1 protein-coding gene is annotated in these 12,619 nt (G+C 78.2%); it reads right to left on the reverse strand.

The window, feature by feature from the left end; genetic code table 11:
* Window positions 1-14 precede the first annotated feature (14 nt).
* Window positions 15-12,329: a tetratricopeptide repeat protein gene (locus tag A2CP1_RS17395; protein ID WP_015934589.1), complete on the reverse strand. Its 12,315-nt coding sequence runs from the start codon at window positions 12,327-12,329 to the stop codon at window positions 15-17.
* Window positions 12,330-12,619: the final 290 nt, after the last annotated feature.

A 12,619-nucleotide genomic window follows, 5' to 3' on the forward strand; every position in this document is an offset into this window, starting at 1 on the left:
AAGGACGCCCCCGCTCACGCCGGCACGACGCAGGAGAGGCCGAGCTTCTCCCGCAGCGTCGCATATTCCTCGGAGACGCAGAACGTCGCCAGGTCGCGCAGGCGGGTCTCCTCCCGCAGCTTCGAGACCTGGGGCTTCTCCGCCGCCGCCGCCCGCCGCACCACCTCGAGGTCGCCGGCGAGCAGCGCGCCCGCGCGGTTCGAGGTCAGCTCCGCGCCGTCCAGGTACGACCGCACGTCGCCCGGGTGCTGCACCTCACAGTAGCTCCGGGCCAGGAGCTTGAGGGTGTTCTTGCGCACGCCCTCGGGCAGCGTGCGCTCCAGCTCGCGCTTCAGCTTCTCCACCAGGTGCGGATCGGCGGTCACCACGAAGCGCGAGGTGCCCACCGAGCACGCCGCCTGGAACACCAGGTCGAGCTGGTCGTGCGGCATGAGCCGCGCGAGGTACAGCTCCGGCCGCGCGAACGCCATCGCCTTGCCGATCGCGAACCACAGCTCCTTCTTCGGCGCCTCCTCGAACAGCTCGTCGGAGGCGACCAGGCCCGCCGGGTCGGTGGGCACGATGGCCAGCTTCGCCGCGGCGCCGGACTTCCGGAACAGCCGCAGGCCCCGGAAGCCGAGCGTGCGCTCCACGTACTTGAACATGTTGGCGAAGAAGAGCATCGAGCCCTGCACGTCGAGCTCGTCCTTCTTCGGGTTCAGCCCGAGGTCCTTGTCGCGCTGCAGGAACATCGGGCGCGCGTGGACCGCCAGCAGCGTCATGATGTCGGCGAGCGGGCCCTTCACCCGCTCGTGGAGCAGCAGCGCCCAGAGCGCGTCGTCGAGCGGGCGGCTCGCCTGCTCGCGCGCGAACTTGCGCAGCCGCGCCACCACCTGGACCTCCTCGCCGTCGGTGGCGCCGAGCAGGTGGACGAGCACCTGCGCCGCCGAGTACGCCTGGTCGTACTCGCGCCGCGAGGCGTGCAGCTTCACCAGCGCCGCGGCCGGCTTCTGCGTGCGGCTCCCGCCGCGCAGCAGCTGCCGGTACGCCGCCACCGCCTCGGCCTCCTCGCCCGGCTTCCGCGCCGCGAGGTCGGCGTACAGCTCCAGCGACACCGCGTCGTCCGGGTCGGCCTTCGCCACCACCTGGTAGGCGAGCCGCGCGCCGTCGTCGTTCCGCAGCACGTTGCGGTACAGCTCGCCGACCGTCTTCCACAGCGCCAGGCGCGCCTGCGCCACGTCCGGCGTCTTGGGCAGCCGCTGGATCATCCGGAGGTACGCCTGCTCCAGCTCCTGCCAGCGCTTGCCGCGGGTGAGGGCGTCCTCGATGGCCGCGAACGCCTGGACGAGCCGCGGGTTGCGATCGAGCGCGCGCTCCAGCTCGGCCAGCGCGGCGTCCTCGTCCTTGACCTCGTCGCGCAGCACCTCGGCGCGCGCCAGGTGGAGCCGGGCGGCGCGGACCGGGTCGGCCTGCACCTCGGGCCGCGCCACCATCTGCCCGAGCACGTCGGCCGCCTTCTGGCCCTGGCGCGTCTCGCGGTAGAGGCCGAGCAGCGCCTCGGTGACGGGCAGGCTGGTGGGGTCGATGCGGGCGGCGCCCAGGAACGCGTCGATGGCCTGGTACGGATCCTGGAGCTTGTCGCGGCAGGCCTCGCCGATGGCGACGAAGTCGTCGAACCGGGCCTTGCCCTCGAGCAGCGGCAGGAGCCGCTGCCGCTGGTCCACCGCGCCCTCCCAGTCGCCCACCGCCTCGAGCACGCGCACCAGGCTGCGGCGCGACGGCTCGTGGTTCGTGTCGATCTCGAGCGCCTTGCGGAACGCGTTGGCGGCCCGGTCGAGCTGCCCCAGCTTCGCGGCGATCTCGCCGATCTGCCAGTGCGTCTCGACCACCTCGAGGTCGGTGAGGCCGTCGCGGTGGTGGATGATGACCGCGGTGAAGATGCGCAGCGCCTCGTCCCACTCCTCCCGCCGGACGAGCAGGTTGCCGAGACCCTCCAGCGCGGGCAGGTAGGTCGCGTCGAGCTCGTACGCCCGGCGGTAGGACGCGAGCGCCTTGTCCATGCGCCCGAGCTTCTCCGCCACGTAGCCCTGGCGGTAGCACTGGCGGCACAGCTCGCGCGCGTCGCCGCCCGCGTCCAGCACGCCCACGATCACGTCGAGCACGCGCTCGGCGTCGGCCCAGCGCGCCTGCGCCACGTAGATGTCCGAGAGCGGGCGCGCCGCGTCGAGGTGGCCGGGGGTCCGCTTCAGCGCCTCCTCGTAGTAGCGGGCCGCGCTCTCCCGGTCGTCGCGCTCCTCCTGGTAGACGCGCGCCGCCTCGGTGTAGCGCTCGGTCTTCTCCTGGACGTCGGTCGCGTAGCGGGCCTCGTCGACCAGCAGCTCGAGGTACCGATCGCGGTCGCGCTCGCGCTCCGCGATGCCCTTCAGCGCGCGCAGGGCCGGGAGGTTGCCCGGGTCGAGCTGCAGGGCGCGGCCGTAGGCCTCCTTGGCCCCGGCGACGTCCATGAGCATGTCCTCGAAGATCGCGCCCATGCGGACCTGCAGGTCCACCGCGTCGCGCGAGCCGCCGGCCACCCGCGCCTCGCGGCGCAGCATGTCGAGCGCGAGGTTCCAGTTGCCGCTGTTCTCGTACAGGCGCCCGAGCGCGCTCACCGCCTGGCGCGAGTCGGGGTCGAGCTGGAGCGCGTGGCTCAGCATGGCCTCGGCGCGATCCACCCGCTGCAGCTCCTTCCACCAGATCTCGCCGATGGCCACCTCGAGCGTCACCTGCTCGCGCCGGTCCTGCACCAGCGAGACGTGGTGCTGCATCACGCTGATGAGCCGGTCCCAGAGCGCCTCGTCGCGGTAGAGCCGCTCGAGGTTCTTGATGGCCACCGCGTTCGCGCCGTCGATGCGCAGCACCGCCTCGTTCTTCTCGATGGCGGAGCGCGGGTCGCGCAGCTTCTCGTCGTGGATCGCGGCGCTGCGCGACAGCACCCGCACCTGCTCGCGCGGGTCCTGGGTGAGCGCGATGAGCCGCTCGTAGACGCGGTTCAGCTCGGCGAAGCGGTCGAGCTTGGTGTACAGGCGCTCCAGCCCCGCCAGCGCGTCGGCGTTCCGGTCGTCCAGGCCGAGCACGGTCCGGTAGCCCTCCACCGCCGCCTCGTCGTCGCCGATCTCGTTCTCGTGCAGCGAGGCGATCTGGAGCTGGTAGGCGATGCGCGCCTCGTCCGAGGCGGAGAGGTCGCGCGCCCGGGCCAGCACGCCGGCCAGGTCGGCCCAGCGCTGCTCGCGCCGCAGCAGCTCGGACAGCGCCTCCAGCGCCGCCGGATCCGCGCCGTCCAGCTCCAGCACCCGCCGCAGCGCGCTCACCGCCTCCTCGACGTCGTGCAGCTCGCCGTCGTAGATGCGCGCCATCTCCAGCAGCGTGGCCTTCTTCTCCTCCAGCCCCGCGGCCGCCTCGAGCTTCTGCTCCAGCGTGATGACCAGGTCGCGCACCCGCCCGCGCCGCTTGAACAGCTGCGTGAGCGCGTCGAGCGCCTCGGGGCTGGCCGGGTCGGCCTCCAGCGCCTTGCGGTAGGCGGCCTCCGCCTCCTCGGGCGCGTCCAGCCGCTCGTCCCGCACCTTGCCCAGGCGGAGCAGCAGGCGCGCCCGGACCATGCCCTTCGCGTCCTCCGCCACCTGCTCCAGCACCGCCGCGAGCTCGTCGAACGCCTCGGTCTCGGCGGCCAGCCGCTCCGCCTCGGCGAGCGCCTCGGCGTCGCCGGGCCCCTCGGCCAGCGCGCGGCACCAGCCGAGGAAGCTCATCTCCTTCTGGCCGAGCCGCTTCTCGTGGACGCCGGCCACCTCCTTCAGCAGCGCCAGCTTCTCCGCCGGGTCGGGCAGGTGCGGCGCGAACAGGTCGCAGACCCGCGCCAGCGCGCGCCAGTTGCCGGCCGTCTCGTGCAGCGCCCGGAGCTGCTCGTAGGCGGTGCGGTTCGCCGGGTCGAGCTCCAGCACCTTGTCGAGCGCCGCCGCGGCGGCGTCGTTCCGCTTCTGGGCGCGCCACAGGTCGGCCACCGCCAGCCAGGCCGGCACCGCCTCGGCGGGGCCGCCCTCGGCCGCGAGCAGCGCGGCGCGGGCCTCGGCGGCGCGGACGCCGTCCTGGGCGGCGCCGCCCTGGCGGAAGGTCTCCTCGATGCGGACCAGGTCGCCGGCCGTGTGCGGCTCGATGTCGAACGCGAGCTTGGCCTGCTCCACCGCCTCGCGCTTCTGGCCGGCCCGCAGCAGCACGTCCGCGAGCTCGAGCCGGACGCGCTTCACCCCGGCCGCGTCCTCCTGGAGCGGGACCAGGCGCCGGTAGACCGAGACCAGCGCGTCCTGGTCGCCCTGGGCGGCGTGGATGTCCCGCAGCGCCTCCAGCGCGCGCCGGTTGCGCGGATCCGACTCCAGCACCGCCTTGTACGACTGCACCGCCTGCGCGGCGTCGCCGAGCCGCGTGCCGAGCACGTGGCCGAGCTTGTCGTTGAGGCGCGCGATCTCGCGGCGGTCCACCGTGGCGGACACCCGCAGCCGCAGGTGCTGCGCCAGGTCCTGCCAGCGCTCCAGCCGCTCGTAGAGGTCCTCCAGCGCGGCCAGCCCCGCCTCGTGGCGCGGGCGGATCCCGAGCAGCTCCTTCCAGAGCGCCACCGCCTCGTCGAGGCGGCCCAGCTCGGCCGCCAGCGCGGCCATGCGGGCCAGCACGCGCTCCCGGGCGGCCGGCTCCTGCGCCGCGGCCCGCTGTGCCGCCAGGTTCTGGAACAGGTCCTCGCGCCGGCCGGCGCCGTCGTACAGCGCCTCGAGCGCCCGGAGCGACGGCACGTGGCGCGGGTCGGCCGCCACCGCGGCCTCGTAGGCCTCGGCGGCCCGATCCGGCGCGGCGAGCCGCTCCTCGCAGAGCTGCCCCAGCCGGAACAGGAGCTGGACGCGCTCGGCGCCGTGGGCGGAGGAGGCGAGCGACGACAGCGCGTCGGCGAGGTCGGGCCAGCTCTCCAGCTTCTGGTAGATGCGCTCCAGCGCGGGCAGCGCCGCCGGCGCGGCGGCCGGGTCGAGCGCCGCGGCGCGCCGCAGGAACTGGGCGGCGCGGGCCGGCTCGGCCAGGTGCTCCTCGTACAGGGCGCCGAGGCGCAGGGCCACCTGCGCGGTGTCGGACGGCGGCAGCCGGTCCAGCTCGTCCTCGTAGATGGCGGCCAGCTCCTCCTCGTGGCCGCTCCGCGCCGCGAGCGCCTCCATGCGCGCGCGGAGCGCCGGGTCGGCGGGGTCCTCGCGGAACGCCTTGCACAGCGCCAGGAACGCGAGCGAGGGATCGCCGAGCCCCTTCTCGCGCAGCTCGGCCAGCGCGAGGTAGAGCGCCTTGCGCTCCTGCGGATCCGGGCGCTCGCCGGCGCGCTGCTCCAGCACCGCCGCCTGGCGCAGCGGGTCGCCGGCCGCGGCGTAGGCCCGCTCCAGCGCCACCGCGGCGCGCGCGTTGCCGGGGTCCTTCTGCAACATGGCCTCGAGCCGCGCCAGCGCCTCGGGGTGGTCCGGCCGGGCGCGCAGCACCTCCTCGTACAGCTCGAGCGCGCCCTCGCGATCGAGCAGCCGGTTCTCCTTCAGCTCCGCCAGGCGCTGCCGCACCGCCCCGAGCACGTTCGCGTCGCCGGCCTCGGCCGCGGCCGCGATCTCGCGCGCCAGCACGTCGCCGAGATCCACCCAGCGCTCGGCCTTCACGCACAGGCGATCCAGCCGCCCGAGCGCCTCGCGATCGTCCGGCGACAGCTCCAGCAGGCGCTTCAGGCTCTGGATGGCGCCGGCCGCGTCGCCGAGCCGCTCGTCCTGCACCGCCGCCAGCCGCCGCAGCAGGTGGGCGCGGCCCTCGGCCAGCTCCTCCATCGCCAGCCCGCGCCGCAGCGCCTGCGCCAGCGCCTCGGGATCCGCGCCCGCCTCCAGCGCGTCGATGAGGCCGACCAGCGCCTCGCGATCGTCCGGGGCGAGGTCGAGCACCTTCTGCCAGGCCGCGGCCGCGCGGGCCGGCTCGCCGTGCGCGAGCCGCGCGATGCGCCGCTGGTACTCGGCCCGCGCGACCGGCTCGCGGGCCCGGTCGGCGTGCTCCTCCAGCAGCGCGGCCAGCTCGTCACCCAGCCCCGCCGCCTGCGCGTGGCGGACCGCCAGCTCGAGCGACTCGGGCGCGTCGGGGTCCGCCGCGAGCGCGCGGGACGCGGCCAGGAACGCCATCTCGGCGTTGCGCAGCGGCCCGCCGTACGTCTCGGCCACCCGCCGCAGCAGCGCGGCGCGCCGGGCGGGCTCGGTCTCGTTCGCCGCCCGCGCCTCCAGCGTCTCCACCACCTTTCCGTGCTCGCCCTCGGCCGCGTACACCGGCTCGAGCAGCAGCGCCGCCTCGAGCGCGGCGGGACCGGTGCCGCGGGCCAGCTCCTCGAGCGCGGACAGCGCGGCCGGGTGGCGGGGCACGCGGTGCAGCACCTCGCGGTAGGCGACGAGCGCGCCCTCCGCGTCGGCCAGCCGCTGGTGGCGGATGCGGCCGAGCCGGAAGCGCAGCTCGGCGGCCTCGGCGACGAAGTTGGGCTGCCGGTCGGCGAGCGCCACCTCCCGGTCGAGGATCTGGACCAGCTCCTCCCAGCGCTCGGCCGCGCCCAGCAGCCGCCCGAGCAGCCGGAGCGCCTGGGGGTCCTCCGGGTCCACCGCGAGGATCTTCCGGTACGCGTCCACCGCGCCTTCGCGATCCGAGAGCTGCTCAGCCATGATCTTCGCCACCTCGAGCAGGAGTTCCTTGCGGGCCGCCGCCGCGGGCGCGACCTCGGCGAGCCGCGAGAGCGTGACGGCCAGCTCGCGGTGGGCGCCCATGCGGCGGTAGACGCGCGCCAGCGCGCCGAGCGTCTCGGGGGAGACCGCCGCCGCGGCCACCTCCTCGTACTGCCGGGCCGCCTCGGCGAGATCGCCGAGCCGGTCGGCGCACACCGCGGCCAGCCGCCGCCGCGCCTCCAGCGCCGCGCGCGCCGGCAGCCCGGCGGCGAGCGCCACCCGCAGCGCCTCCGCCAGCTCCGCCCACGCTCCGGTCGCCGCCGCGAGCCGCTCCAGGTCCGCCCGCGCCGACGGCGCGTCGCGTCCCGCCCGCGCCGCGTCGGCCAGCTCGCGGACCCGCGCCTCGAACGCGCGGCGCCGGTCGCCGAGCCGCTCGTGCAGCGCGGCGATCTCGGCGAGCAGCGGCGCGCGCTCGGCCTCGTCGGCGCCCTCCAGCCGGACCTCGAGCAGCGCGGCCAGCCGGCCCGCGTCGCCCGCGGTCCGGAGCACGTCCTCGAGCAGCCGCGCCGCGCCCTCGCGCGCGTCCGGGCGCTTCAGCAGGCGCTCCAGGCCGGCCACCGCCTGCGGCTCGCGCGGGCGCTCGGCGAGCACCTCGGCGTAGCCCTCCACCGCCCGGCGCGGATCCGGGTCGCGCTCCAGGCGCGCCGCGCGCCGGAGCAGCGCCGCCACCCGGCGATCGGGATCGGCCCCGCAGGCGCGGGCGAGCGCCTCCAGCACCTGGAGCAGCTCCGCCGTCGCCGGCCCGGGCTCCGCGCCCGGCGCCCGCTCCAGCACGCGCGCGAGCCCCTCCAGCGCCTCGATCCGGTCCGGGGCCTCCTCGAGCACCGCGCGGTAGGCCTCGGCGGCCACGCCCCCGTCGCCCAGCTCGTCCGCGACCACCGCCGCGTGCAGCAGGTGGCCGATCCGCTCCTCGCCCTCCGCCAGCGCGGCGCGGCGGCGCGCGACCTCGAGGATCTCCCGCGCCGAGCGCGCCGCCTCGTGCAGCGCCGCGAGGGCCTCGAGCGCCTCGGCGTCGTCCGGCGCGAGCGCCAGCACCGCGTTCCACGCGTCCACGGCCCCCCGGCCGCCGACGCGCGCCTCGCGCAGCCGGGCCGCCTGGCGGAGCAGGGCGAGCCGCTCCTCCGGCCCCGCCGCAGCCGCCGCCTGCTCGTAGACGTCGGGCAGCTCGTCCTCCGCGCCGGTCTCGCGCGCGAGCCGCGCCAGGTCCTCCTCGGCGCCGGCGCGGGACGGCCCGCCCTCGGCGAAGGCGCGGCAGGCCGCCACCCAGGCCAGGCCGGGCTCGCCCAGGTCGCGCTCCAGGATGGCGCGCAGCTCCGCGTGCAGCCGGGCGCGCTCGCCGCGGTCCTCCACCGCCGCGAGCCGCGCCTCCCGCGCCGCCACCCGCCGGGCGTGCTCGCCGCCCTCGCGCAGCGACGCGTCGGCGGCGTCGAGCGCCTCGCGCCCGACCGCCCCCGGGACCGCGGCCAGCTCGGCGAGCGCGTCGCGCACGTCCGCGCGCGAGGGATCCCGGCGCAGCAGCTCGGCGTGGAGCGCCAGCGCGCCGGCCGGATCGCCCAGCCGGAAGCGCCGCAGCTCGGCGAGCCGGGCGGCGGCGTCCGCGTCGAACGCGCGGGCCAGGCGGCGCTCCAGCAGGGCGGCGAGCGCCTCCGGCCGGTCGAGGCGCTGGTACAGCCGCTCCAGCGCCGCCGCCGCCTCCGCGTCGTCCGGCGCGAGCGCCGCCACCTCGCCCCACGCCGCGGCCGCGCGCGCCGGATCGGCGAGGCGCGCCTCCGCGACCGCCGCCTCCTCGCGCAGCGCGTCCTCGCGCGCCGCCGGCGCGGCCTCCGGCGCGGCCGCCAGCGCGGCGCAGACGTCGGCGAGCTCGCCCCAGCGCTCGCGCGCGCGGTGCAGGCGGCGCAGCGCGGCCAGCGCGTCGCGATCGCCCGGCGCCGCCCCGGCGACCTCGGCCCAGGCCGCGGCGGCGCGGTCCCGGTCCAGCCTGCGCTCGGCGAGCTCGGCGCGCTCGCGCAGGACCGCGAGCCGCCCCGAGGCCGGCACCGCGTCGACCAGCGCGTCGTGCACGCGCGCGCAGGCCTCCCACTCCTGGGCCTCGCCGGCCACGCGCCGCAGCTCGGCCCGCAGGTCCGCGTCGCCGGGCAGCTCGCGCGCGGCCGCGGCCAGCGCGGCGAACGCGAGCGACGCCTGCCCCAGCTCCTGCTCCGCGACGCGCGCGGCAGCGCGGTGCGCGGCGGCGCGGCCGCCGGGCTCCGGGTGTGCCCGGGCCTCGGCCTCCAGCGCGCGCAGCCGCCGGCGCGGGTCCGCCTGGCCGGCCAGCGCGCGCGCCGCCATCAGCGCCGCGGCCGGGTCCTCCGCCCCGAGCTGCTCCTCCAGCGCCGCGAGCGCGGCCGCGTCGTCGGGCGAGGCCCGCAGCGCGGCGGTCAGCCGCTCCACCGCGGCGCGCGCGTCGCCCATTCCGGCGCGGATGCGCGCGCTCTCCAGCGCGGCCCGGGTGGCCTCGGCCGGCTCCGGCGAGGCCGCCGACAGGTCGCCGAGCGCCTCGGCCCGCCCGGCCTCGTCGCCGGCGGCCCCGAGGGCGCCGGCGAGCCGCGCCAGCAGGCGCGCGCGCTGCTCCGGGGCGCAGCGGGCCAGGGCGGTGCGGCACGCCTCGGCGGCGGCGGCGGGGTCGCCGAGGCGCTCCTGCAGCACCTCGGCGCGCTGCGCGAGCAGCGCCACCTGCTCGGCGCCGGTCGCCGCGGCGGCGCGCTGCGCCAGCAGGCGGTCGGCGTCGGCCCAGCGCTCGGACGCGAGCGCGGCGCGCGTGAGCCCGGCCAGCACCGCCGGGTCGCCGGGCCGCAGCTCCAGCGCGCGCCGGAGCTGCGCGGCGGCGTCGTCGAACGCGCCCAGGTCCTCCTCGGCGGTGGCGGCGGCGCGGATCCGGAGCGCCGCCTCCTCCTCGGGCCGCCCGGAGAGCCGGCCCGCCACCTCGACCAGCAGCGCGAGCAGCTCGCGGTGCGCGCCGACCTCGCGGGCCAGCGCCTCGCAGCGGGCGCGGGCCTCGGCGTGGTCGGGGCAGGCCCGCAGCGCCGCGGCCGCGGCGGAGAGCGCGCCGCGGCGGTCGCCCAGGCGCTCGGCCCGGACCGCGGAGGCGTCGAGCAGGTGGCGGGCGCGCTCGCGCGGGTCGGCGGAGGCGGGCAGCTCCTTCGCCACCCGCTCCAGCATGGCGGCCTGCCGGGAAGCGTCGCCCGCGGCGGCGTGCGCGCGTGCCAGCGCCTGCGCCACGCGCAGCGGCTCCGCGCCGCGCGCCAGCAGCCGCTCCAGGAGCGCCACCGCCTCCGCGCGCTGCGGCGGGGAGAGCCCGCCGGCCTCGACCACGGCCAGCGCCACCCCGGCGGCGTCGGCGTGGCGCCCGAGCGGCTCCGCCAGCGCCTCGGCGCGGGCCAGCTCGATCACGGCGCGCTCGGCGGGACCCCGCGCGCGCGCCGCGAGCCGCGCCAGGATCCCGATCCGCTCCTCGGCCGCGGCCGCGCCGCCCTGCGCCTCGAGCGCCGCGTGCAGGCCCCACAGCGCCTCGTCGTCCTCCGGGCCCTCGGCGAGCACCGCGCGCCAGGCGGCCCCGGCGCGGTCCGGCTCGCCGGCCTCGGCCCAGAGCCGCGCCAGCTTCGCCCCGAGCGCGCGCCGCTCGTCGCCGGCCGCGTGCTCGCGCCGGGCCTCGAGCTCGCGCGCCAGCTCCTGCTGCTGGCCCGCCCGCGCCAGGCACGACTCCAGCGCCGCGCGGGCGCCGCGATCCTCCGGGTCCACCTCGACCAGCGCGCGCCAGGCCCGGACGGCCTCCTCCGGCTGGCCCAGGTCGCGGTCCAGGATCTCGGCCACCCGGCGCAGCAGCGTCTTGCGCGCCTTCAGGTCGCCGTTCGCGGCCGCCGCGGCGGTGCGGTAGGCGCGCGCCAGCTCCGCGAACGCGTCGGCGCGGGCGGCGGCGCCCTCCATGGCCTTGCGGGTGGCCGGCCGGGCCGGGTCGAGCGCGAGCGCGCCCGCCAGCGTGCGCAGCGCGTCGCGCGGACGCCCCAGGCGCTCCTGCTGGATCTCGGCGAGCCGCTCGAGCAGGCGCACCCGCTCGCCGGGGGAGCGCTCGCGGCGGGCCGACAGCTCCAGCACGCGCGCGAGCGGCTGCCACTCGCCGGCCTCGGCGAGGAGCGGCGCCAGCGCGGCGGCGGCGGGGGCGTGGCCGGGGTCGGCGCGCAGCGCCGCCTCGAGGTGGCGCCGGGCGCGGCCCGCATCGCCGAGCTTCTCGCGCGCGATGGCGGCGGCGCGCACGCGCAGCGGCGCGTGGGCGGGCTTCGCCGGCGCGGCGGCGAGGTGGCGCTCCAGCACGTCCAGCGCCTCCGCGAAGCGGCCCGCGTCGGTCTCGTGCTCGAACGCCTGCAGCGCGGCGGGCTCGCAGGCGGGATCGAGCTCCAGCGCGCGGCGCAGCGCCGCCAGCGCGGACTCGGCGTCGCCGAAGCGCACCAGATCCACCCGCGCCATCTCCAGGTGCAGGGCGACCTGCGCGGCGCGGTCGCGGGTCTGCGTCGCGAGGCGCGCCAGCGCGTCGGCGTGGCCGCGGTGATCGCCGCGCTCGGCCAGCACCCGCTCCAGCAGCTCCAGCGCGGCCGGCGCGCCCGGGGCGAGCGCCCAGGCGCGCTCGATCCGCTCCACCGCGCGGCCGGCGCCCTCGGGATCGTAGGCGGCGTGGATCTGCGCGAGCCGGAGCTGGAGCGCCGCGGCGGTGCGCCGATCGGACGCGCGCGTCGCCTCGGCCTCCAGCCGGCCGGCCTCCTCGCGCCAGGCGCGCGGGAAGCCGCGCAGCCGCTCCCGCGCGGCCGCCGCGCCGGGCGCGGCGCGATCGAGCGCGAGCGCGTCGATGAGCGCGTCGGTCGCGAGCGCGTGGTCGAGCGGCTCGTCCACCAGCGCGGCGCCCAGCCGCGCGTACTCGGCGGCGAGCGCGCGCGGATCGGCGCCGGCATCGCGCGCGCCGTCGAGCAGCCGCTTCGCCTGCGCGAAGCGGCGGAGCGCGCCGAAGCACTCCATGGCGCGGGCGCGCGCCTCCTCCAGCGAGGGATCGAGCCGGTGCGCGCGCGCGTAGAGCAGCGCGGCGCGGTCCCGCCGTCCGAGCCGCTCCTCCTGGACCTTGCCCAGCCGGAGCGTCACCGCCGCGGCGGCGGCCCGGTCGGCCGTGGCGGTCGCCTCGCGCTCCAGCGCGGCGGCCACCCCCGCCCAGTCGCCGCGCTCCTCGAGGAGCTCCACCAGCGCGCGAAGCGCCACGGGGTGCGCCGGCTCGAGCTGGAGCAGCTGCCGGTACAGGTCCTCCGCGCGAGCCACGTTGCGCAGCTTCCGGTGCGCGAGGGTGGCAGCCTCGGCGAGCAGCGGGCCCGGGCCGGGCGCGTGACGCGCGCGCCCCTCGTAGAGCGCGATCAGCTCCTCCCAGCGCGCGCCGCGCTCGTAAAGTCCCACGAGCGCGTGAAACGCCTCGTCGTCGCCGGGGGCCGCCTCGAGCGACTCGACGTGGGATCGGATCTGCTCGTCCAGGGAGGGTGCGCTCAAGGTGGCTTCGCGGGGGAGTGAGTGGCGGGAAAAAAGCGCCTGACGACGCGGAAGTATAGGGCGCTGTTCGCAGGAGGGTCAACGTTGTCCCGGCCGGATTCCCTTGCCCTTACGGGCATTTGACTACATCGCCCCCGGTCGCGGGCGGGGTGGCAGGAACCCGGACGACCCAGGGTACGGGGTCGCATTGACCGTCCCTCTGCGGGACGTGTCTGGGGGCGCCGCGGTGCGTTTCCCGCGCAGATCGCGCGCTCCGCTGCCGCTCGCCCGACCGTGCACGAGCGGTGATC

Source organism: Anaeromyxobacter dehalogenans 2CP-1, from assembly GCF_000022145.1.
In the GTDB taxonomy this organism is placed as follows: Bacteria; Myxococcota; Myxococcia; order Myxococcales; family Anaeromyxobacteraceae; genus Anaeromyxobacter; species Anaeromyxobacter dehalogenans.